This window comes from Siminovitchia acidinfaciens (assembly GCF_003605385.1).
GTDB lineage: Bacteria > Bacillota > Bacilli > Bacillales > Bacillaceae_C > Siminovitchia > Siminovitchia acidinfaciens.
The window spans coordinates 427,753-451,161 of record NZ_QYTV02000003.1 but is presented as its reverse complement, the minus strand read 5'-3'; the positions used below and the strand labels follow the sequence as shown (position 1 = coordinate 451,161).

General features: G+C 44.1%; 23 protein-coding genes. 1 reads left to right on the top strand and 22 read right to left on the bottom strand.

Annotated features, from left to right (window positions below):
- Positions 1-9 precede the first annotated feature (9 nt).
- The 13 genes from D4T97_RS09475 to D4T97_RS09415 form a co-directional block, all read right to left on the bottom strand.
- Positions 10-342: a putative DNA-binding protein gene (locus tag D4T97_RS09475; RefSeq protein WP_126049993.1), complete on the bottom strand. Its 333-nt coding sequence runs from the start codon at positions 340-342 to the stop codon at positions 10-12.
- Positions 343-445: 103 nt separating this feature from the next.
- On the bottom strand, positions 446-1,435 hold the full coding sequence (ftsY, locus tag D4T97_RS09470; protein ID WP_126049991.1) for a signal recognition particle-docking protein FtsY: 990 nt from the start codon (positions 1,433-1,435) through the stop codon (positions 446-448).
- A gap of 15 nt (positions 1,436-1,450) precedes the next feature.
- Complete coding sequence (gene smc, locus D4T97_RS09465; RefSeq protein WP_126049988.1) at positions 1,451-5,017, bottom strand: chromosome segregation protein SMC; 3,567 nt, start codon at positions 5,015-5,017, stop codon at positions 1,451-1,453.
- Between the two features lie 27 nt (positions 5,018-5,044).
- Positions 5,045-5,776 (bottom strand): ribonuclease III, encoded by a 732-nt coding sequence (gene rnc / locus D4T97_RS09460; RefSeq protein ID WP_126049986.1) that lies wholly within the window; start codon positions 5,774-5,776, stop codon positions 5,045-5,047.
- Between the two features lie 79 nt (positions 5,777-5,855).
- Entirely contained in the window at positions 5,856-6,089 is a 234-nt protein-coding gene (locus tag D4T97_RS09455) for an acyl carrier protein (RefSeq protein ID WP_126049984.1), read from the bottom strand.
- 64 nt (positions 6,090-6,153) lie between these two features.
- Positions 6,154-6,897 carry a 3-oxoacyl-[acyl-carrier-protein] reductase gene (fabG, locus tag D4T97_RS09450; protein ID WP_126049981.1) on the bottom strand — a complete coding sequence of 248 codons (744 nt, stop codon included), beginning with the start codon at positions 6,895-6,897 and terminating at the stop codon, positions 6,154-6,156.
- A gap of 1 nt (position 6,898) precedes the next feature.
- A complete protein-coding gene (fabD, locus tag D4T97_RS09445) occupies positions 6,899-7,840 on the bottom strand; it encodes an ACP S-malonyltransferase (RefSeq protein ID WP_126049979.1) in 942 nt (313 codons plus the stop codon).
- 13 nt (positions 7,841-7,853) lie between these two features.
- Positions 7,854-8,843, bottom strand: a complete 990-nt coding sequence (gene plsX, locus D4T97_RS09440) for a phosphate acyltransferase PlsX (RefSeq protein WP_126049977.1) — start codon at positions 8,841-8,843, stop codon at positions 7,854-7,856.
- A 404-nt stretch (positions 8,844-9,247) separates the two neighbouring features.
- Positions 9,248-9,811: a transcription factor FapR gene (fapR, locus tag D4T97_RS09435; RefSeq protein WP_126049975.1), complete on the bottom strand. Its 564-nt coding sequence runs from the start codon at positions 9,809-9,811 to the stop codon at positions 9,248-9,250.
- A gap of 101 nt (positions 9,812-9,912) precedes the next feature.
- The gene (recG, locus tag D4T97_RS09430; RefSeq protein WP_126049973.1) at positions 9,913-11,961 is read right to left on the bottom strand and encodes an ATP-dependent DNA helicase RecG; all 2,049 of its coding nucleotides are present in this window, start codon (positions 11,959-11,961) and stop codon (positions 9,913-9,915) included.
- The gene (locus D4T97_RS09425) at positions 11,954-12,223 is read right to left on the bottom strand and encodes a hypothetical protein (RefSeq protein ID WP_126049971.1); all 270 of its coding nucleotides are present in this window, start codon (positions 12,221-12,223) and stop codon (positions 11,954-11,956) included. The genes recG and D4T97_RS09425 overlap by 8 nt, the downstream gene beginning before the upstream one ends.
- Positions 12,224-12,551: 328 nt before the next feature.
- Positions 12,552-14,216, bottom strand: coding sequence for a DAK2 domain-containing protein (locus tag D4T97_RS09420; protein WP_126049969.1), 1,665 nt, complete (start codon positions 14,214-14,216; stop codon positions 12,552-12,554).
- Between the two features lie 16 nt (positions 14,217-14,232).
- On the bottom strand, positions 14,233-14,595 hold the full coding sequence (locus D4T97_RS09415; RefSeq protein WP_126049967.1) for an Asp23/Gls24 family envelope stress response protein: 363 nt from the start codon (positions 14,593-14,595) through the stop codon (positions 14,233-14,235).
- 275 nt (positions 14,596-14,870) lie between these two features.
- Here D4T97_RS09415 and rpmB point away from each other — a divergent pair, with 275 nt between their 5' ends.
- Positions 14,871-15,059 carry a 50S ribosomal protein L28 gene (gene rpmB / locus D4T97_RS09410; protein ID WP_126049965.1) on the top strand — a complete coding sequence of 63 codons (189 nt, stop codon included), beginning with the start codon at positions 14,871-14,873 and terminating at the stop codon, positions 15,057-15,059.
- A gap of 187 nt (positions 15,060-15,246) precedes the next feature.
- Here rpmB and spoVM read toward each other — a convergent pair whose 3' ends face one another.
- The 9 genes from spoVM to def all read right to left on the bottom strand — a co-directional run bounded on the left by spoVM (position 15,247) and on the right by def (position 23,391).
- Positions 15,247-15,327 (bottom strand): stage V sporulation protein SpoVM, encoded by an 81-nt coding sequence (gene spoVM / locus D4T97_RS09405; RefSeq protein WP_018705181.1) that lies wholly within the window; start codon positions 15,325-15,327, stop codon positions 15,247-15,249.
- A 94-nt stretch (positions 15,328-15,421) separates the two neighbouring features.
- Entirely contained in the window at positions 15,422-16,072 is a 651-nt protein-coding gene (locus D4T97_RS09400; RefSeq protein ID WP_235872210.1) for a thiamine diphosphokinase, read from the bottom strand.
- On the bottom strand, positions 16,072-16,728 hold the full coding sequence (gene rpe, locus D4T97_RS09395) for a ribulose-phosphate 3-epimerase (protein ID WP_126049960.1): 657 nt from the start codon (positions 16,726-16,728) through the stop codon (positions 16,072-16,074). The genes D4T97_RS09400 and rpe overlap by 1 nt, the downstream gene beginning before the upstream one ends.
- 2 nt (positions 16,729-16,730) lie before the next feature.
- Entirely contained in the window at positions 16,731-17,612 is an 882-nt protein-coding gene (gene rsgA / locus D4T97_RS09390; RefSeq protein ID WP_126049958.1) for a ribosome small subunit-dependent GTPase A, read from the bottom strand.
- A 21-nt stretch (positions 17,613-17,633) separates the two neighbouring features.
- Positions 17,634-19,598: a Stk1 family PASTA domain-containing Ser/Thr kinase gene (gene pknB / locus D4T97_RS09385; protein WP_126049956.1), complete on the bottom strand. Its 1,965-nt coding sequence runs from the start codon at positions 19,596-19,598 to the stop codon at positions 17,634-17,636.
- Entirely contained in the window at positions 19,592-20,353 is a 762-nt protein-coding gene (locus tag D4T97_RS09380; RefSeq protein ID WP_126049954.1) for a Stp1/IreP family PP2C-type Ser/Thr phosphatase, read from the bottom strand. Before D4T97_RS09380 ends, pknB begins: the two co-directional genes overlap by 7 nt.
- A 263-nt stretch (positions 20,354-20,616) precedes the next feature.
- Entirely contained in the window at positions 20,617-21,954 is a 1,338-nt protein-coding gene (gene rsmB, locus D4T97_RS09375) for a 16S rRNA (cytosine(967)-C(5))-methyltransferase RsmB (protein WP_126049952.1), read from the bottom strand.
- Complete coding sequence (fmt, locus tag D4T97_RS09370; protein ID WP_126049950.1) at positions 21,947-22,900, bottom strand: methionyl-tRNA formyltransferase; 954 nt, start codon at positions 22,898-22,900, stop codon at positions 21,947-21,949. The genes rsmB and fmt overlap by 8 nt, the downstream gene beginning before the upstream one ends.
- Positions 22,897-23,391 carry a peptide deformylase gene (gene def / locus D4T97_RS09365; protein WP_126049948.1) on the bottom strand — a complete coding sequence of 165 codons (495 nt, stop codon included), beginning with the start codon at positions 23,389-23,391 and terminating at the stop codon, positions 22,897-22,899. The genes fmt and def overlap by 4 nt, the downstream gene beginning before the upstream one ends.
- Positions 23,392-23,409 lie beyond the last annotated feature (18 nt).

Genomic DNA, 23,409 nt, shown 5'->3' with positions numbered 1-23,409 from the left:
CTCCGCCCCCTAATCCAATTCCTCTAATTCATCCAGATAACGGTTCAGCTTATCACCGTCATTTGGAACTTCGGTCATACCTTTTCTCATCAAACTGATAAGCTTTTTTCGTTCTTCAAATTTCTTTAACAGTGCAAGCTTCTGCTCGTACTCTTCCAATAAAATTTCTGTTCTTTTCAGATTGTCGTATACTGCTTGACGGCTGACCCCATAGTTTTCGGCAATCTCACCGAGCGAAAAATCGTCACGGTAATATAGGGACATATAGCTGCGTTGCTTCGGAGTCAACAACGATTGATAAAAATCATATAAAAAGTTCATTCGCGTTGTTTTCTCAAGCATACCTTCAATCCCCACCTCGTTAAGTAAAAAACCTTTACACTCATTAAATAATATACTCTTTATACTGTGGTGTCAAGTTCAAATCCTTTATCTCAAAACCAGCTCAGTCTTCAGCCTTTTCAATTGCATCAGAAAATAATCCATACACATATTTTTCGGGATCAAACTCTTGAAGGTCATCCATCTTCTCTCCAAGTCCCACAAATTTCACGGGAATATTCATCTCATTCCGGATCGCCAACACAATTCCGCCCTTCGCGGTTCCATCAAGCTTCGACAACACGATCCCAGTGACATCGGTAGCTTCTCTGAATGTTTTTGCCTGGATCAGGGCATTTTGCCCGGTCGTAGCATCCAATACTAAGAGGACTTCGTGCGGAGCACCCGGTATTTCGCGTTCAATCACTCTTTTGATCTTTTCCAGTTCTTTCATCAAGTTGACTTTATTTTGAAGACGCCCTGCTGTATCACAGAGCAGTATTTCCGCTTTCCGGGCTTTGGCTGCCTGCACGGCATCGTACATGACAGCAGCCGGATCTGACCCTTCCGCTTGCTTAATAACCTCGACACCGACGCGCTCACCCCATACTTCCAATTGTTCAATGGCGCCTGCTCTGAAAGTGTCACCTGCTGCCAGAAGTACACTTTTCCCTTCGGATTTAAACTTATGAGCTAACTTTCCAATCGTAGTGGTTTTTCCGACTCCATTCACCCCGACAAACAAAATGACTGTGAGTTCATCTTCCTGAATATTAAGGGTGCTCAGATTTTCTTCCCCTGATTCGTATATTTCTATTAATTTTTCAGAAATGACCGACTGGACGTCTGCCGGGTCTTTTATATTTCTTCGTTTGACTTCCGTTTTCAATTCTTCCACGAGTTCCATGACTGTCTCAAAACCGACATCTGCCTGGATTAGTATCTCCTCGAGTTCTTCAAAAAAATCTTCGTCAACCGTCCGGTAACGAGAAACGAGATCATTGATTTTATTGGAGAAATTATCACGGGTTTTAACAAGTCCATCCTTGAATTTTTCCGAAATGGAATCGCTGGAAGTCGTAAATTTCTCTTTCAGTCTTTTAAAAAAGCTCACTCATTATCACCTCAATTATATTTGTGCCATCATCCGGTCTTCTTCCAATTTGACAGAGACAAGCTTGGAAACACCTGATTCCTGCATAGTAATCCCATAAAGGACATCCGCTCCTGCCATTGTTCCCTGCCTATGAGTAATCACGATGAATTGGGTGTTTTCGCTGAATTTTTTCAAATACCCGCTGAAGCGATTGACATTGGCTTCATCAAGGGCAGCTTCAACTTCATCAAGCACACAAAAAGGCACGGGCCTTACTTTTAAGATTGAAAAGAGCAATGCAATAGCTGTCAAGGACCTTTCCCCGCCTGACAGCAAACTTAAATTTTGTAGTTTCTTTCCTGGTGGCTGGGCAATGATATCGACACCTGTATTTAATAAATCATCAGGCTGTGTCAATTTGAGCTCAGCTTTTCCGCCGCCAAACAATGAGGAGAATACTCCTTGAAATGCCTGCTGGATGGATTGGAAAGTCCGGCCGAATCTTTTCGTCATTTCCTGGTCCATTTCATCCATGATTTGGTACAGTGTATCCTTTGCCTGAATAAGGTCTGTCTGCTGTTCCGTTAAAAATTGACTGCGATTGCTTACCCTTTTATATTCTTCGATCGCCCCGATATTCACCGTTCCGATATCAGCCAATTCCTGCTTAAGTGTATCCCGCGTTTCCTCAGCGTCTGATGTAGAGATGGAAAGTGAATATTCCTTCCTGGCATGCTCAAAAGAAATGGTAAATTCATCTCTCAATGTTTTTATGAGACTCTCCATCTCAAGTTCAAGGCGGTTGCTCTTCAATTCTTCGCCTTTGAGTTTATCCGCCAGTTTCTTCTGCTGTCTTATCAGCTCTTTTAATTCTGTCTCCCTGCCGGTGAAGGATTCCTGCAGCCTGACTCTTTCATTCCGAGCGTTGGAAATGCTTTGGAGCGTATCTTCCCTTTCAGCCTGTTTTCTTTGTATTTCTTTCTGTAAGTCCGCCATTTTTTCCAATAATGCCTTGTTTTCACCCTCTAGTGTACTTACTTCTTTTTGAGCAATCTCTATCTGTTGACGACCCTGGTTGATAGAAGAATAAATGCGGTCAAGATTCGATTGGGCTGCATTCAACTGCTCATCTAATTGCGCATTTTGTATGTTTAATTGATTGATTGCAGCTAAAAGGTGATCTTTTGAACTTTCCTGGGTGTTTCTTTTTACAGTAAGTTCCTCTATCTTCTCTTCCAATTGGCGAATAGACTGAGCCTTGGCCACTATAGCGGCTTCAACACGTTCTTTTTGAAGTCGCAATTCTTTCCCTTCCGTTTCCAGCTCTTTTTCCTCCATACTGCAAAGCGAAAGGTACTCCTCTGTGTTTTTCAAGGTGATCTCAAGTTTAGCGGTATCCGCTTGAATCTCATAATATAATGTTTCAAGCTTTTTCGTCTCCACTTGCCCCTGCCCCTGCCGCTTTTCTTGATCAGCAATTTTTCCTTTTATGTCATTCACGGCCATTTCAGCTGAGGCTGTTTCACGTTCCAGGAGCTCGAGCTGCTTCCGGAGCTGTTCAATTCGATTCTTCCTGCCGAGCAAAGAGCTTCTTTTTTGCTTGGAAGCCCCTCCCGACATGGAACCTCCTGGATTGATAATCTCGCCGTCTGGTGTGACAATACGGACCCGGTAGCCGGATAGTTTTGCCAATTCACCGGCACCTTTTAAATCTTTCGCCACGACAACGTTTCCCAGCAAGCTCCAAACGATGGATTCATACTTTTTCTCACATTTCACAAGTGCTGCGGCAACACCCAGAAAAGAATCGTGGCGCTGCATCATTTCCAATTGGCTGGAATGGAGATGCTTTGGCTTGATGATGCTTAACGGAAGAAAAGTAGCTCGGCCTAGCCGATTCTTTTTCAAATAGTTTATTGCATCCCGCCCGTCTGCTTCAGTTTGAACAACAACGTGCTGGACTGCTCCTCCGAGAGCAGTTTCTATCCCAGTTTCAAGACCTTTCGGAACATGAATAAGATCGGCCGCTGTACCTTCAATTCCATGAAGAAACGTGTTTTTGACTTTTAAAACTTCACGAACCCCTTGCATGTAGCCGGTGTAATCTTCCTCCATCGTCTCAAGGCTTTCTTTTTCCGCCTTCATCCTTTGGATCTCACGGTATTTTTGAAAGAGCTGTGACTGTTGATGTTCTCTTTGTTTTTTAAGTTCTACCAAAGTTTTTTGAATTTGCTGTGCTGTTTTATCAAAGTTACCTAGCTGTATTTTTATCTCCTGCAGCTTCGCAACCTTGATTTCAAGCTGCTTTTTTATCGAAGTTTGCTCCTTGATGTATATCCTTTTGTCATCTTCGAGTTTTTCGAGCCTGATTTTCTGTTGATTCAATTGTTTTTCAATGTATTGGAGTTTGTTTTTTTCTCCTGCATTCTCATTCATGAAATCAACATAATCGGTTTTTAATGATTCAATTGCATGTTCGAGGGTACCATCCAATTCGCCGAGTTCGTTATTTTTTTCCAAAAGTTCATTTTTCAGCGCACTGGATTCAGCCTCTTTTTGAGAGATCAGCCGCTCAGTTCTTTTGTACTCATTTTGTAGTTCGGCGCTTTTGGATTCTGCAATCTTTATATTTTCATTCAGCATTTCCATATGCTGGATTGTATTCCTGTTTTTTTCCTGCAGCACTTGACGCTGCCCTTCGAGTTTTTCCAAATACTCGGAAACGGTAAGAAGCTTTTCCTGAAGTGTGTTTATTTTTTCGTCAACTGCATTTTGATTCTGTCTTTCTTCATCCGTTGCGAATTCAAGTTGTTGTATTTCATTGGCCAATTTTATTTCTGCATCAGTATGTGTTTCAAGTTCACCCTTGACCTTTTCCCACTTTTCGTACAGGCTCTCAATTTGCCGAACGACCAGGGCTGCTTCAATCTTCTTTAGGGCATCCTGGGTCTGAATAAATTTTTGTGCAGTTTCTGCCTGTTCCTTCAGGGTCCCCAGCTGGTTTTCAAGTTCATGAAGGATATCTTGGACACGCTGTAGATTATCTTCTGTTTCCGAAAGTTTTTCCTGGGTTTTTTTCTTTCGTTGCTTATATTTAAGCACACCTGCTGCTTCTTCAAAAATCGTCCGTCGTTCCTCGGGCTTACTGTTCAAAATCTGATCGACTTTACCTTGGCTGATAATGGAAAAAGCTTCTCTTCCCAACCCTGAATCAGTAAACAAATCAACGATATCCCTGAGTCTGCAGGGATTGCCGTTGATGAAAAATTCACTTTCACCTGTTCGGAAGACCCGCCTTTTCACACTGATCTCATTATAATCAATGGGCAGATTTCCTGCCTGGTTATCAAGTATGATTGATACCTCGGCATAGTTCAAAGGTTTTCTGGCATCACTGCCGGCAAAAATGATATCTTCCATCGTACCGCCGCGCAGCGACTTGGCAGATTGCTCCCCAAGGACCCAGCGAAGTGCATCGGTGACATTGCTTTTTCCACTCCCGTTTGGCCCGACTACAGCCGTGACACCCGGTACGAATTCAAGTTCTGTTTTTTCTGCAAATGACTTGAAGCCATAAATATTCAATTGCTTGAGGAACAATCTTTCTCCCCCTTTCCATTACCGAAATCACTGTTCATTCAGTTTTCCAAGGGCCATTTGTGCAGCGTGCTGCTCAGCCTCTTTCTTCGAACGGCCCTTACCTGCTCCAAGCACTTGGCCATTCAGTATCACCTGAGATTCGAACAAGCGGTTATGTGCCGGGCCGTGTTCATTTAATATCTGATATTCCAATGTGCCGGCCCCATCCCTTTGGACAACTTCCTGCAGTTGGCTTTTAAAATCCATCACATGAGAAAAAGCACCTATTTCAACTTTCGGAAAAACAATCTCTTCCAAAAAAGCCTGGGTTCTTTCCAATCCCTGATCAAGGTACAAAGCGCCAATAAATGCTTCGAAGGCGTCCGCGAGCAGTGCAGGCCTTTTTCTTCCCCCAGTCATCTCTTCCCCTTTTCCGAGGAGGACGACTTCACCGAAATCCAGTTCGTTGGCAAAGGTGACAAGGGATGGCTCACAAACAATTGCTGCTCTTAATTTTGTCAATTCTCCTTCACTCATCATCGGATATTTTTCATATAAAAATTGGGAGACTGTCAATTCCAGGACGGCGTCACCCAAAAATTCAAGGCGTTCATTGTCTTCATACGGCTTTTTCCGATGCTCATTCACATAGGATGAATGTGTAAAAGCTTTTTTCAAGAGTTTTACGTTTATAAAATGTATACCTGTCCGCTCCTGCAGCTTTTTAAACAGGTGGGCCTCCCTTTCTGCCATTTTTGCATCTTTTCTTGTTTTTCTCATTGTCTATCCACCTTATGAGGTAAATTTGAAGTAGAAAAAGCCCCGCTGGTAATCAACGGGACATTTCAGTTTCCAACGACTAGCTATTGCTTTTTATGTAATTGACCGCATCGCCTACTGTTGCAATCTTTTCAGCATCCTCATCAGAAATTTCCATATCAAACTCATCTTCTAATTCCATGACAAGCTCAACAACGTCAAGTGAGTCAGCTCCTAGATCGTCTCTGAAAGAAGATTCCATTTCAACTTTTGACTCTTCCACTCCAAGGCGGTCTACAATAATTTTAGTCACTCTTTCTTGTACATCTGCCATCCGATTCACCTCCCCTCAAGCCATTATAATCGATATACGGCAAAAATAAAATATTGATGAGAAATTACATGACCATGCCGCCGTCAACATGGATTGTCTGCCCAGTAATATAGTTTGCATCATCCGATGCAAGGAATAAAACTGTGCCTGCAATATCAGAGGCCTGTCCAAATCTATCCAATGGAATTTGTTGGAGCATTGCTTCTTTTTGCTCCTCTGTCAATTGGTCGGTCATATCTGTTGTGATAAAACCAGGTGCAACTGCGTTCACAGTGATACCGCGGGATGCCAGTTCCCTTGCTGTCGACTTTGTCAAGCCGATCACTCCTGCTTTTGCGGCAACGTAGTTGGCCTGTCCTGGATTCCCGATCACACCGACTATGGAAGCGACGTTGATAATTCGTCCGCTTCTTTGCTTCATCATCTGTCTTGTGACAGCTTTCGTGCAAAGAAAGACTCCTTTTAAGTTTGTGTCAATTACGTCATCCCATTCATTTTCCTTCATTCTCATGAGAAGATTATCTCTGGTGATTCCTGCATTATTCACGAGAATATCGAGCTTACCGAACTTGGCTATCGTATCCTTAACCATTGCTTGGACTGCGTCTGAATCGGAAACATTACATTGATAAGCGATGGCTTCCCTGCCAAGGGACTTAATTTTTTCCACCACTTCATTGGCTTTATCGGTGCTTCCGGCATAGTTCACCACTACATCGGCTCCCGCCTCGGCGAGCGCAAGTGCAGTTGCTCTGCCGATTCCCCTTGAAGCGCCTGTGACAAGTGCCACTTTTCCTTCCAATTTCATGCTATTCCCCCCTCAACAATTCTATGGCCTGTTGGCAGCTTTCCGGATCTTGGACTGAAATTGTCTTAACATTTCTGTCCACTTTTCTAACCAATCCGGATAACACCTTTCCTGGACCAACTTCAACAAAGGTATCCACACCGGATGCAATGAGTTGCTGTACAGTGTCTTCCCATAATACCGGTGAATAAAGCTGCTCTATTAACTTTTCTTCAAATACTTCCTTTTTCGTTTCCGGTGTTGCGGTAACATTGACAACTACCGGCACGGAGGCATCACGAATCGTAATTTCATTTAAAATCCCACTAAATTTTTCTGCCGCCGGCTTCATAAGACTTGAATGGAAAGGACCGCTTACCTGCAAAGGCAGTACACGCTTCGCGCCCTGCTCCTTTGCTTTTTCCCCCGCTTTTTGAACACCTGCCACAGTTCCTGAGATGACAATTTGTCCAGGACAGTTCATATTGGCTAATTGAACATCGTCACCTTTTTCGGAAACACTTGCACATACATCCTGGAGCACACTTCTATCTAGTCCGAGTATAGCTGCCATTGTTCCTTTTCCATCTGGAACTGCTTCTTCCATATACTCACCGCGTTTGTTCACCGCGTATACGGCATCGGAAAAATCAATTGCTCCAGCTGCCACAAGCGCTGTATATTCGCCAAGACTGTGGCCAGCCGTGTAGTCAGGACTGATTCCTGCTTCTTTCAGGTCTTGCATAAGGGCAATGCTGGTTGTTAAAAGTGCCGGTTGTGCGTTGGCAGTAAGTGTCAATTTTTCTTGAGGACCTTCAAATATAATAGAAGAAAGCGAGTATCCAAGCCGTTCGTCAGCCTGTTCAAAAGTCTTCTTGGCATTTGTATTCGATTCAGCTGCTTCTTTTCCCATGCCGACGGTCTGAGAGCCTTGGCCTGGAAAGATAAATGCTATTTTTCCCAATTTCCCAACTCCTTTATGCTTTTTGTTCAGTGACACTGCTTTTGATTGTTTCCGATACATCATTCATCACAATGTCCCTTGCCTGGCGAATCGCATGGTAGATGGCATTAGCATTGGATGACCCATGGGCTTTTATTACAGGGGCCTGAAGGCCGAAAAGTGCAGCGCCCCCATACTCTGAATAGTCCATCATATTCTTCAATTCGACGAGATCGGATTTAATCAGGCCTGCGGCCAGTTTATTTTTCAGACTGCTTGTAAACGTCGATTTTAACATAGAAAAAAGCGAAGCGGCAGTCCCTTCGATAGCTTTTAGTACGACATTACCGGTAAAGCCGTCAGTGACAACGACATCTGCATGACCCTCCAGCAATTCCCGTGCCTCAATATTGCCTACAAAATTTACATCGGATTGCTCGAGCAGTTCAAATGCTTTTTTCGTAAGTTCGTTGCCTTTATTTGCTTCAGAGCCGATATTTAACAAAGCGACCCTTGGCTTTTCAATTTTCCTTACCTTTTCGGCATATATCTGGCCCATCCAAGCATATTGGAGTAAATGCTCTGGTTTTGCATCTGCATTTGCACCCAAATCGAGCATCAGAAACCCTTTGCCATCCAAAGTGGGAAGGGTCGGCGCTAACGCCGGCCGCTCAATGCCTTTGATTCTGCCGACAATAAATAAACCCGCAGCCATCAATGCACCTGTGTTGCCAGCGGAGATGCATGCATCTGCTTCTTTATCAGCAACAGCCTGTGCCATCTTCACCATTGAAGCTTCTTTTTTTCTGCGAACAGCCCTGACAGGCTCATCTGTCGGACCGATTACATCCTTCGTATGTATTATTGTTACCCGCTCATTTGGTTGCAAGTGTGTTTTAATCTTTTCTTCATCACCGAACAAAACAAATTCAGTATCAGAAAAATCACGGGCTGCTTTGTTCACGCCGAGTATGACCTCTTTTGGCGCATGATCACCGCCCATGGCATCAATTGCTATTTTCATAATTTATCTCCTTTTTTCCAAAAACTAAGGCAGCATTCATTTTCATTATAGTTGCTGTCTTAACCTACCAAGCGTCATCGGCTTTAGGTTACAAGACAACCCCTGCTAAAAACTAATCCTTCCTCGACGCTCATCTGGCTTTTGGCAATAAAAGGGCACTTAGGCACTTCACTTTTTTCAACGCTCCGGTGTCTAGCTTCAGACGGCAGGGGCTCGAGGTCTCTTCGGTCAATCCAATGAAGTCAAAGAACGTTCACCGGATTGCTATCCTCTGCACAGGGTGTGCTAGTGCAAGCGAAGCCACAGGGTCGCGTTCTGAGCCAACAGCAGCTTGTCGCCCCTAAGCAGTCGTCTTCCGCATTTCAAGTTTGTACGTCACTAAACTGGCCCTGACACTTTTCTTATCATTCGCTGGAACGGAACATTTCAAATTCTCCCCTGAATGCAAGTTCACCGCCAACAAAACTTTCAACTTCCACTATTGTTCTTTTATCGCCTCTTTTATAAGGTCGCACCTTTGCCTTTGCTACCACTCTTTCCCCGACTTTTACAGAGCGGGTAAAGTGGATTTTCGCTTTGACAGTCAACGCTAATTCATCATTGATGACCGCCACTGCAAGCGAATTGGCCTGGGCAAATAAATGATGGCCCCTAGCGATAGAGTTACGGGTGAATACATGTTCTTGCTGGACATCGAATATCGAAATCGCACTTTGATCCAAATTGAGATCGATCACTTCACCGATCACTTCACTCATCGGCAGCGACTTCACTTCATTTTCAACATGTTTTTCCGCAACGGTTTTAATTCTTTCTCTCAATTCAGGTATTGCCAGTTCCATCCGATCAAGCCTGATCGTCTGCACACTTACTGAAAATTGTTCAGCCAGTTCTTCGTCCGTTACAAAAGGATTGGTATCTATAGTCTCAACGAGCAATTTCTGCCGTACCTTTTTCGAAGGCCTCATCTGTCATTCACACCATTCCCCGATATTAAGACTTGGTATTAATAGTAGTATATAAAACAGTAGGGCTGCTTGCAACTATTAAATCAGCTGCAAGCAAACTTCTAGTCAAGCTTGTCTTCGGACAATGCACCCGATTCTTCCAACTGCCGTCTCAGCGGCAAAAATTGATCATCCTTCCAAAAAGACTCGGATTCTATCAGTTCAACCGCATCATTTCTGGCAACTTCCAATACACGATAATCATGAACCATGTCCGCCACTTGAAATTCAGGAAGGCCGCTTTGTTTTTTTCCAAAGAAGTCACCTGGGCCTCTAAGTTCAAGATCACGTTCACTTAAAACAAAACCGTCATTTGTTTCAGTCATGATGCGCATTCTTTCTTTTCCAACTTCAGTCTTCGGGTCAGCGAGCAAAACGCAGTATGACTGGCTGCTCCCCCTTCCGACACGGCCGCGCAGTTGATGAAGCTGGGCTAAACCAAACCTTTCCGCATCATAAATCAGCATGAAGGTTGCATTCGGAACATTGACCCCTACCTCCACGACAGTTGTCGATACAAGCAGTTGTATTTCATTTTCACTGAATGCTTTCATAACCTCGTCTTTTTCAGCAGCGGGCAGGCGTCCGTGCATCAAACCAGTTTTAAAGCGACCTTGAAAATGGTTTGAAAACATGTCAAATACGTCAATTGCATTTTGGACATCCAGCTTGTCACTTTCTTCTATTAATGGACAAATGACATAGGCCTGCCTCCCTTGGCGGAGCTCTTTTTCCATAAAGTCAAGGACCCTGTCAAGCATTTCATGTTTCGCCCAATATGTTTCAATAGGCTTTCTTCCTTTTGGCAGTTCGTTAATGATGGAAACATCCATTTCCCCAAAGACCGTTATGGCCAATGTACGGGGAATAGGTGTGGCAGTCATAAACAAGACGTCCGGACTTTCACCCTTCTCCTTAAGGACTCGACGCTGTTCGACCCCAAACCGGTGTTGTTCGTCTGTAATGACAAGGCCAAGATGGTGGAAGTTCACATCATCCTGGATTAGGGAGTGGGTTCCGATAAGAATATCTATTTCACCGGTTTTCAATCGATTCAATATGTCTTCCCGTTTCTTTCCTTTCACCGAGCTTGTCAGCAAGTCAATGGATAGCCCGGTATGCGAAAAGAGATTCCGAAGCGACTCGGCATGCTGTTCTGCCAAAATTTCGGTCGGAACCATGAGTGCCCCCTGATATCCGGCAGTGACACTTGCAAACAGTGCAATGGCAGCCACAACGGTTTTTCCCGAACCGACATCCCCCTGCAGAAGTCTGTTCATCTTATAAGGTGATTTCAAATCAAAGCAAATCTCGTTAACTGCTTTTTTTTGTGCGTTTGTAAGGGAAAATGGAAGGGAAGAAATAAATGTTTTTAGTTTTTGAAGGTCATAGTTTTGGCCGACGCCGTTAGTTCTTTCTCTATTCATCTTTCGAAGGGCCTGCATTTTCAACTGGAATAAAAGAAACTCCTCGTAAACGAAGCGCCTGCGTCCCTGCTGCATTTCCTTTTCCGACTCAGGAAAATGCATGTATGACAATGCATCTTTGGTGCCGGCAAGCTTGTATTTGTCTAAAAAGAAATTCGGAAGGGTTTCTCTAATATACGGAGTGTATCCCTCGAAAGCTTCCGTAATAAAACGGCGCAAAGCTTTTACCGTCAGCTGTCCTTTTACTGCATACACCGGCTGAAAATCACCTACTCCCTCATGAGGGCCAAGCACGACTTCATTGCAAGTGATTGTTTGCCGGTGTTTATCCCATTTCCCTGTAACAGTAATTGTACTTTGCGGTTGCAGTTTTCCTTTCAAATACCCCCGGTTAAAAACGACAGCTTTCACCAAATATGTTCCAACAAGCAGTCGAATAGTCAACCGGTTTCTTTTCCTCCCGTAATATACAAGGGAAGGTTCACTATGAACCTTCCCTTCAACCGTAATGCGCTCATCATGTTCAACCTGGGACAGGTCGCGCAGCCTCATGTCATCGTACCGGTAAGGGAGATAGTACAGTAAATCGTGAATCGTATGAACGCCCAGGCCGGCTAATTGAGCAGCTGTTTCATCCCCAATTCCTTTTAATACCGTCACTTCTTGATCCAATGGATTATTCATGATCCGCTATACTGCCCCCTTGATTCTGTATGGTTGTGGATAGCTTGTTAATCAGATTATGCTGCGGCCAGCTCCGACGGACAGGACGTCCTAGTGCAAGCGAAGCGACAGGATGTCGCGTTCTGAGCCTGCCTTCGTCGCCGTGTTGTCCGGCTGCGAGTGCCATCGGCTCGAGGTCATAAGCCAATCGCTTCTGAAGGCAAAGGACGCCTTCGCCAGCGCTCACCTTATGCTTGTCGCCGATAAGCAGGCACTCTCGCACTTCCTTATCCTTTATCCCGTTGGAGGCACTATTGTCTAGCTGCAGACGGCAGGGGCTCGAGGTCGCTTCGGGCAATCCAATGAAGTCAAAGAGCGACTTCACTGGATTGCCCTCCAGCGCTTGTCGCCCCTAAGCGGCCGTCTTCCGCATTTCTAACTGTCTAGCTGCAACGCCTAGCCCTAGCCTCTCGAGGTTACAAGCCAATTCCCTGTGGTGGCTGAAGTACTGCCTCCTCGGGAATCGTCTTGTGCTTGTCGGGGCTGATCAAGGCGTTTCCGCATTTCGGCTCAGTCTGTACGTCGCTAAACGAGCACTTCCGCTTTTCTTGTTATTCTACTGAAAAAATGAAGTTGTAAACTGGCTGCCCTCCATCATGAACTTCCACTTCAACATCTTCAAAATTCTGTTCGGCAAAATCTGCTAGCCGCTCAACTTCAGACTCTTCAGCACCCTCGCCAAACAGGATGGTCAGAATTTCCGAATCTTCGTCAATCATTTCCTGAAGCAAACTTTTTGCCGTTTCTATTAGTTCGGGTCCGGAAGTAACAATTTTTCCATCAGCTATCCCCATATAGTCATCTTTCGTGATCTTCACTCCATCTATGACTGTATCCCTTACCGCATATGTGACCTGACCAGTTTTCACTTCTTCCATGGCCTCGGTCATACCCTCACGATTTTTCTCCTGTGGAGCGGTAGGATTGAATGCAAGGATCGCTGCCATACCTTGAGGTATCGTTTTCGATGGGATAACAATAACATTTTCTTCAGCAATTTCTGCAGCCTGCTCGGCAGCCATGATAATATTTTTATTGTTAGGCAGAATAATGACATTTTTTGCATTCGCCGCTTTTACAGCTTCCATGATATCTTCGGTGCTCGGATTCATCGTTTGTCCACCTTCTATGGTGGCGGAAGCACCGATGCTTTTTAGGAGCTGCCCTACACCATCTCCCATGGAAACTGCCAAAATGGCATACTCCTGCCTTTCTTTTACTGGGATTGGAGCTTGTCCAGCTGGCCTTTCATTTGTCAATGCGCTATGCTGCTCTCTCATGTTTTCAATCTTCATGTGGATTAAAGGACCGTACTGCTGTCCATACGACAATACTTCTCCAGGTTGCTCCGAATGAATATGGACTTTAGCCACATCATCATCAGAGATGACCAGCAGCGAATCTCCGTATTGGCTTAAATCGGAGCGAAATTCATCTTCGCTGTATGGACGCTTTCCGCTTTCGAACCGAACCATGAATTCAGTGCAGTATCCGAATTTTATGTCTTCCGTATTCATGAAGCCATGGACACTTTGATGATGTTGTGCGCTCACCAGTTCCTCCATTGAAGGGGCAACAGGAGCAGCACCTGGAATTTCCTTACCAGTAAGAGCTGCCAAGAACCCCTCGTAGACACACACAAGCCCTTGGCCGCCACTATCCACTACTCCGACTTCTTTGAGAACCGGCAGCAGGTCCGGGGTTCTTCCCAGAGACCTTTTTGCCTCATCCAATGTTTCTTGCATGATAGCTATTAAATCATCAGTTGTTCCTGCAGCTTTAACCGCCGCGTTCGCAGCATCCTTTGCGACTGTTAAAATTGTTCCTTCCACTGGCTTCATGACTGCCTTATAGGCAGTTTCCATTCCCTTTTCCAGTGCTTGGGCGAATTCCACGGCGTTTATTGATGATTTGTTTTCAATATCTTTTGAAAAGCCCCTGAACAATTGAGATAAAATGACTCCCGAGTTTCCACGGGCACCCATTAACAGACCTTTTGCAAACGCCGCACCGACATTTCCGATATGGTCCTGCTTATTAGCTTGGGCTTCCTTTGAGCCGGAAGTTATGGATAATTTCATATTTGTTCCCGTATCCCCGTCTGGAACAGGGAAAACGTTTAAAGCATCAACCATTTCAGCGTTTGCTGATAATTGATTCGCTCCGCTTAGAATCATTTCGGCGAAGCGCTTCCCATCCAAAGATGTTATCGACACGAACTTTTCCTCCTCATTACGGATTCGTCACACGAACCCCCTGAACATAAATATTGACTGTATCGGCAGACATTCCGATCGTTTTCTGTAATGTGTATTTCACCTTTGACTGCACATTGAAAGCCACTTCCGAAATTTTCGTTCCGTAGCTGACGATAATGTACATATCAATATGAAGTTCATCTTCTTCTTGACGTATGACGACACCCCTGGAAAAATTGTCTTTTCTTAGAATTTCGGTCAAACCATCGCGAATCTGGTTTTTCGAAGCCATACCGACAATACCGTAACAATCAATAGCCGCGCCTCCGGCAATTGTAGCAATGACTTCATTGGAAATATCAATTTGGCCAAATTTCGTTTTCATTTCAATGGACACAAAATATCCCCCCTATTATTATGAGCCACGTCCCTATAATTTCCTATTAGAACTATGATTATATTACTATAATGGGTTCTAATTTAAAAGCCAGAAACCTGCAGACAATTACCAAGTCAGTTTCAACTGTCAAGGAAGATTCCATGACAGAAGTATAATGAATTGTTGCATTGCAGGTATTTCTATGATAAATTATTAAGGTATCTTTTCACAAAGAGGATGAAATAATCTTTTGATTATTTATTGTAACGCCAGTGACAGGAGGGAAATCATAAATGTCAAAAAAATGTGTCATAACAGGACGTAAAACAGGTACAGGCAACAAACGTTCCCACGCAATGAATGCTAATAGACGTACTTGGGGTGCAAACCTCCAAAAAGTACGCATCTTAGTGGACGGAAAGCCAAAGCGTGTGTGGGTTTCAGCACGTGCACTTAAATCAGGAAAAGTGGAAAGAGTTTAATAAGAAAGGCGAATGCGCCCGTTTAGCGAAGTTTGCTAGTCGCTGGGCGCTGTAGCTGGACATTTCTTGCACACAAAAGAGGCGCCTAAAAGGTGCCTCTTTCCTTTTACCCAATCACAAAAGCAAGGGTAACATATTTACATACAATCGTCCGTCAAACGCAAGCGCCTGAAAAGGCGCTTTTGAATTAATCCTTTTTAAACGTCCCCAGCATTGCCCTCACAATACCCCCCAAAAACCTAGGAAGCTTGATTGTATAAAACTTCATACAGGTCCCCTCCTCATCACTCTAAAAACTGACTCTACATATCATATTCATGATCTATGCATAAGTACGCATGCCCGGTTCAATCAAACCAAATTCAATCCTTGCTCCTTATCATCATTAGTATGCCTTTTTCAAATGAAAAATGACCAGTTTCGTGAATAAGTTCATTACTTATGCATAAGGAAGAACCGGTGGGGACGTGATGATTATTGAGGGGATATTTGAATCCTTTCAATGTCAATCCATATACATCTGAAAAAATCGGGATAAAGGAGATGAATTTTCTTTCTTCATCCCCCTTTACATCATAGCCTCCTGGTAAATGTACCGAAAGAATGTTTTGGACGTCTATAAGTTCAAAAGTGACATTCGGGTTCTCCTGTTTGTACTTTCCAAGCATAAGGGCATTGGCCATAAAATGATCAAGCCTGCCGCCCGTCCCCCCGAAAATTCTGACGGAAGTCGGGTTCATTTCCAATGCCCACATGATGGCAAGCTCCATGTCCGTTTCATCTTTTTCCGGCTTAAATTTCCGAAGTGATGGGACAAGCCTCTCAATCCGTTTCCACTCATCTTCGAGGATTGAATCGAAGTCGCCGACGGCTATATCAGGACGGAGGCCGGCACCAATTATCATCTGGACCCCTTTATCCACGCCTACCCAGATGATATTTTCATCCTGATATTCAGATAAGTCCGGGACTAATTTTTCCGGCCCGCCAGCGACAATGTGGATTATTTTAATCATTGGATCCCTATTTGTCTTCGCAAATCTTCAATCGCTTTTTTACGGTCAGATTGGTTAAAGATAAACGAACCGGCGACAAATACGTTCGCACCTGCTTCCTTGCAGAGCCTAGCTGTTTCCGAATTGATCCCGCCATCCACTTCAATCTCCAAATCCAGGCCTTTTTGATTAGCCATGTTTTTAATCTCCGTTATTTTTGGAAGGACCGACTCGATAAATGACTGTCCTCCAAAGCCAGGATTGACTGTCATTAATAAAACCATATCGATGTCTTCTATCACATGTTTAATCGACGCGGCAGGAGTTGCCGGATTTAATACGACTCCCGGCTTGACGCCGTGTTTTTTTATTTCTTGGAGAGTCCGGTGCAGATGCGGGTCGGCTTCAACATGTATTGTTATATAATCCGCACCCGCCTTTGCGAAGTCCTCAATATAAAGATGAGGATTTTCTATCATCAGATGCACATCTAGCGGCAAATCTGTCACAGTTTTGATGGCGGCAACAGTTCCGGGTCCCATTGTGATATTCGGAACGAAATGTCCATCCATGACATCGATGTGAATATAGTCCGCCCCTGCTGCTTCCACTTCTTTTATTTCTTCGCCCAGCTTTAAAAAATCTGCAGCAAGAATTGAAGGTGCTATCTTCATACTTAATACCTCGGCTTTCTATTCTTAATTTCTAAGTAAAAATCTTGATAATGGTCATAACGATATTGGCGGATGTCGCCTGATTCCACAGCTTGTTTTACGGCGCAGCCGGGTTCATTTATATGAAGACAGCCCCTAAACCTACAGTTTTCCCCGTATTCTTGTATTTCTGGAAAAGTATATGGCAAATCCTCAGCTTCCATTTCAGGAAATTCCAATGAACTGAAGCCGGGGGTATCGGCAACTAGTCCGCCTCCGATTTGAAGAAGCTCAACATGACGGGTTGTATGCTTCCCCCTTCCAAGGTGGTCCGAAATATCGGCCGTTTTTATTTCTAGCTTTGGATGCAGCGAGTTGAGTAAGGATGATTTTCCAACACCAGACTGTCCAGCTAAAACGCTGATCTTGTCGTCTATTAACGGAAAAATCTTCTTAACTCCCTCACCAGTCATTGATGACAAAAGGAAAACCTTATATCCAATTGACCGGTATCCATCAATGTACCATTCAATTTTCTTCTTTTCTTCCGGGGTTAAAAGATCGATTTTTGTAATGCATATGACCGGAGATATGTCATTGGCTTCTACAACTGATAGAAAACGGTCAAGAAGTTGTGGACTGAAATCAGGCCTTGCAGCGGAAAAAACCAATAATGCTTGATCGATATTGGCGATTGGAGGCCGGACAAGCTCATTTTTTCTTGGCTTGATTTCCATGATATATCCTTCGTTTGCATTCTCCGATTGGAAAACGACATAGTCCCCGACAAGGGGGGTCACATTTCTTTTCCGAAAAACTCCCCGCCCACGACATTGAACTACCTGATCCCCCGAAAGTACATAGTAAAATCCACTCAGCGCTTTAATGATCTTTCCATCCGACATGGCATCCATCCTTCCTGAATATTAGTCTCCCGGATACGGTACTTCTTCGTCCAAAATAACCGTATTATCCCTTACAACCTTATAGCCGGCTTTTTTCCCTTTTTCTATAGTAAATTTCAACTGCTTTTTCATTGGAGCATCAATCGAGAAGGTTTCCGCCGGAACCGTCATACTGTGGTTCATATCCTCGATGAAGATCCTGATTTCCTGAGGCTTTCCTTCTTCACTCGGCTCGTATGGAATATTAATTTCCCTGGTCACTTCCTTGGGCGGTATTTCTTCCTGCCCTTTTGAAATTGTAACTTTTACAGTGGACCCCTTCATGAGCTCTGTACCGGGTGCAGGATCCTGCCTGATGACAAGCCCCTCGGGCACATCGTCCGAATATTCCTCATCGGAAAAATCAATTATCAACCCAGATGATTCTTCATAGTTTTCCAGACCTTTTTGATTGTTCCCCGTCAAATCCTTCAATGTAACTTTCTCTTCACCTAGACTCACTTTAAAAATAAGTTTAGTTTCAGAAGGAACCACCTCTGAGCCTGGGGCCGGGTCTTGCCCGATGATTGTTCCAGGTGAAGCAGCATCATATACCTCTTCCTTATCAATATGGTCAAAGCCTTCTTTTTCAAGAAGCTCGACAATTGCCTCATATTCGCGCCCTTTATAATCTGACAGGACAAATTTCTCTTTTCCGGTGCTTAAATAGATGGTGATTACACTGCCTTTTTTCACCTCACGGCCGGCTTTCGGACTTGTCTTGATCACTTCGCCTTCCGCGACTTCTTCATCCGGTATCTGATTCGTTTCACCGATTTCAAAACCTGCCTCCACGAGGCTTAACACCGCGTCTTCATACAATTCTCCGCTTACGTCAGGCACCTGCACTACTTTGGCACTCATTAGTGAGGGCATGACTGTCATGAGAAGTGCTGTGGCAAGAATCAAGACTAATAAAATGGAGCCAACCACCCATGGCCATTTTTTCTTTTTCTTCTTTACTTTGTCCTTATTGTTATTGTTCGGCTTTTCAGGATCTTTATTTTCAATTTGATGAATCATTGTGTCATCGTCCAATGATTCAACGAGCTCATCTGTAATCACCGGGATAGCTTTCGTTGCATCATTATCTTCCGGAATGATGAACTTGGGCTCTTGCAGCCGCTCGGGGTCGAGAGCTGTCTCCAAATCTTTCCCCATCTCTTCAACACTGTTATAACGAAGAAAAGGGTCTTTGGCAGTCGCTTTTAATACTATATTCTCTACACTTTGGGGAATATCAGGATTCCACCTTGTCGGCGGGGGAGTTTCCGATTGCAAATGCTTTAAGGCGATAGAAACGGCAGATTCACCGGAAAATGGGAGCCTCCCTGTCAACAATTCAAACATAACGATTCCCAATGAATATATATCCGACTTTTTGGTTGCCATGCCTCCTCTTGCCTGCTCGGGAGATAAATAATGTACAGATCCAAGAACGGCATTTGTTTGTGTAATTGAAGTGGCGGTCAATGCCATGGCAATTCCGAAATCAGTTATTTTCACATTTCCATCGTGATCTATTAAAATGTTTTGCGGTTTGATATCACGGTGAATGATATGATTATAATGGGCATGTGCAAGAGCGGAAGTCAGCTGTTTGACAATATCAATCACTTTTTCAACCGAAATGGGATAATAGTTTTGTATGTATTGTTTCAAGGTCATCCCGTCAACATACTCCATGACGATGTAGTAAATATTATCTTCTTCCCCTACATCGAAAATGTTTACGATGTTCGGATGGTTCAGGCTGGTCGCCGATTGAGCTTCCCGTTGAAAACGACGGATGAATTCATCTTCGTCCGCAAAGTCCAGCCTTAATATTTTTACTGCAACATCACGGTCCAAGATCATATCATGAGCCAAATAGACGTTGGCCATTCCGCCGCCGCCAATCATAGTTATGATTTTATAGCGCCCGCTAATTCTTTTCCCGATCAGCATTCATTGCACCTGCTTTCGTCGCGGGCTTCATATTCTACTATGACAAGTGAAATATTATCTTCGCCGCCATATTGGTTAGCAAGTTGGATCAAATTGTCAGCCTTGTCTTCCCCTGGCAAGGGCGTTTTTAATATTCCTTCCATTTCCGCTTTGCTTACTTTATCAGACAATCCGTCCGAACATAGTAAAATCTTGTCCCCTTCTTCAAACGTGACTGTTTTAGTGTCTATTTCAATTTCCTCTTGTGTTCCGGCAGCTTTGAGTACAATGTTCTTTCTGGGATGATGTGCTGCATCCTCGGGTGATATTTGTCCGGTTTTCACAAGCTCATTTACAAAGGAATGGTCTTCCGTCAGCTGAGCGTATCCTTGGTCATTCAATACATAGCAGCGGCTGTCGCCAACATTCGCCACCGTAACAAACCTGTCTGTACAGATTGCAGCTACGATCGTCGTACCCATACCTTCACACTGGGAATTTTCGATGGAGTGCTGAAAGATTTTTTTATTGACAGCAGCAACATGCTCATGAAACCACTGTTCCGCTTCTGTAGGACTCAGATTTTGGTTAACTTCATCCCACTGCTCCTTCAATAAACTGACAGCAATGCCGCTCGCAACTTCACCTGCTTTATGACCTCCCATACCATCGGCGACAATAGCAAGCATTTCACCCCGACTGTTGATGAATACCCCGCCATCGTCTTCATTATGCGGCCGGACCTGTCCCCTGTCTGTTTTAAAAACTGCAAGCATATCCTATCACCTCACCCATAAGTACACGATTTGCTTTTCTCATTATTTCCATTCTAGAAGATGTTCAAAAAGTCGCCAAATGATAAGTTGCCAATCTCTTCAATGGTTCGTTTCCGATGCTGCCCATGTATTTAAGCCAGTCCGATGTGTAAAATCAGCCGCTTTGACCTTCTTGCGACGAACACACCGTGCTAATAAAGACGTGGCCACAGGACATGAGCCTTTACGGACCTTCTGATTTGACAACTTTATGAACACGCATTCTATAACCCTTTTTTTCTGAAGGAGGATATGAAGAAACCGTCACCGCCAAAATCTTGCGGGAAAATTTGCAATGAATTTCCGTCATTTTTCATCGAAAGTCCTTCCGGCATCCTAAGAGGATGCGGCTCGAACTCAGGGTGAAGCTCCAGGAATCTTGCGGCTGTTTCAACATTTTCTTCTTTATCGACGGTGCAAGTACTGAAAACAAGCATACCGCCTTTTTTAACCAGCTTGGACGTTTCATGCAAAATATCCATTTGCACACTCTTAAGTGCGTATATATCTTCTTCGGTTTTTGAATATTTAATATCGGGCTTTCTCCTTAGAACGCCTAATCCAGAGCAAGGAGCATCAACAAGTACACGGTCAAATGACTCGGCTTCAAAAACATCACTCGCTTTACGGCTATCCAATGCCCTCGCTTCCACATTTTCCAATCGGAGTCTCTTAACTTGGTCCATGATCAGCTTCACTTTATGAGGGTGGAGATCAAGCGCCACCACTTTTCCTTTATTATCAAGCATTTCGGCAATATGAGTCGTCTTCCCTCCCGGGGCCGCACAGGCATCAAGCACCTGTAGGCCGGGTTCAATTTCCAGGGCATAGGCAACCAACATGGAACTCTCATCTTGAATCGTAAAAAGACCATTATCATAGGCCTTGGATCGAGCGAGATTTCCTTCAACTGCCCGGATTGCTACCGGAAGAAGGTTACTGGGAACTGCTGACAAACCTTCTTCTTTCAACGCTTTGATGACATCATCCCGGCTTGTTACAGTCATATTAACCCGAGCTGTCTGGACAGGTGCAAGGAGGTTCTCTTCACACAAATTTTTAGCTTTTTCATAACCATACTGGTCAACCCATCGCTTGACAAGCCAAGCAGGATGACTTGTTGCTATCGAGATCCGCTCAATTGGATCTTTTATATCATCGAGGGAGGGAATTCCCCCTCTTTGAACAGACCTCAACACTCCATTAACCAGCCCGGCGATCCCTTTATGACCGCGTTTTTTAGCAATTTCCACAGCCTCGTGTATGACTGCACGGTCAGGAATCTTATCAAGATACATCATCTGGTACAGAGAAAGTCTTAATAAAAGACGAACCCAATGCTCCACTTTCTTTTTTAGGAATGGGCTCAAATAATAATCCAGCGTCATTTTTCTTTGAATTGTGCCATATGTAATTTCCGTCAAAAGAGCTGTATCCGGGCCAGTAAATAGATATTTTTTAATCGTATCGTTAAGAAGCAGATTACTGTATGACTGATGCTTTTCAACAGCTTCAATTATATCGAGGGCTGCTTCCCTGACATTCTTATTTCGTTTACTCATCGTGACCGCCCAATTTCAACCCTCGTTCAATAAAAGATCCTGCTCCCATTAAAAACTGTGAGGAAGACATTTTTTTCTTCCCGGCTGGTTGAAGCTCGGTAATTTTTATGGCTGTGCCATCCCCCGTGGAAACAGTGAATCCATCTTTTTCCACATTAATAATTGTTCCGGGAACCCCAGCTTGTCCGGCCACCTGTTTTTCGGCTTTCCAGATCTTTAAAACCTCGTTGTTAAGCTTTGTATAAGCAACAGGCCATGGCCGTAAGCCGCGAACCTGGTCATAGATTTCCCGGCCGGTTTTATTCCAGTCGACTTTTTCCTGTTCACGAGTAATATTAGCAGCAAATGTGGCCAATTCGTCATTTTGAGGTATTCTATCAGCCTCGCCGGAGATTATTTTCGGTAATGTAATCGACAGCAGATCCGACCCGGCGATACTTAATTTATCATGCAGGGAACCGACATCATCATCTTCTTCGATTGGAACCTCGACCTGACTGATCATATCGCCGGCGTCCAATTTCTCCACCATATGCATGATTGTGACACCTGTTTTCTTCTTACCTTGTAAAATTGCATAGTGAATAGGCGCTCCACCCCGCAATTCCGGAAGCAAGGATGCATGGACGTTGATACATCCGAGTTTGGGATAATCCAGAATTTCTCGCGGCAGTATTTGTCCATAGGCTGCTGTAATAATTAAATCAGGGCCAAGTGCAAGTATTTTTTCTGCTTCGCCGGCCGCCCGAATCTTTTCAGGCTGTAAGACAGGAATACCTAATTTTTCCGCTTCAATTTTAACAGGTGGCGGTGTCAACACCCTTTTTCTCCCCACTGGCCTGTCCGGCTGTGTAACCACAGCAGCAACGTCATATCCATCTTCAATAAGCCTTCTTAAAACAGGCACTGAAAAATCAGGCGTGCCCATGAATATTACCTTGGTTATTGTTCTTCACTCCAATCTCTCAAATCAGATTCATTAACATATTCAATCACTTTAGATGTAAACAGCACACCGTATAAATGATCGATTTCATGCTGGATAGCACGGGCCAGAAAATCCTCTGCATGCAGGAAATATTCGTTGCCGTACCGGTCCTGGGCTTTGACCTTAATTTCATGTGCCCGAGGAACCTTCCCATAAATCCCTGGAAAACTTAAGCACCCTTCCAAATCGACCTGGTTGCCTTTTTCATCGATAATTCGAGGGTTGATCAATTCAAATAGCTCCGAATCTTCATCTTCCCCTAAATCAACGATGGCAATTTGACGGGAAATGCCTACTTGCGGAGCCGCGAGCCCGACACCGTCTTCAGCGACCATCGTGTCATACATATTGTCCAACAGCCGATGGAGCTTTTCATCGAAGCTTGTTACTTCCTTACACTTTGTTTCAAGAATTTCATTTGGGTGGTGAACAATCTGAAGTATGGACAAGGTTGTACCTTCTTTCTA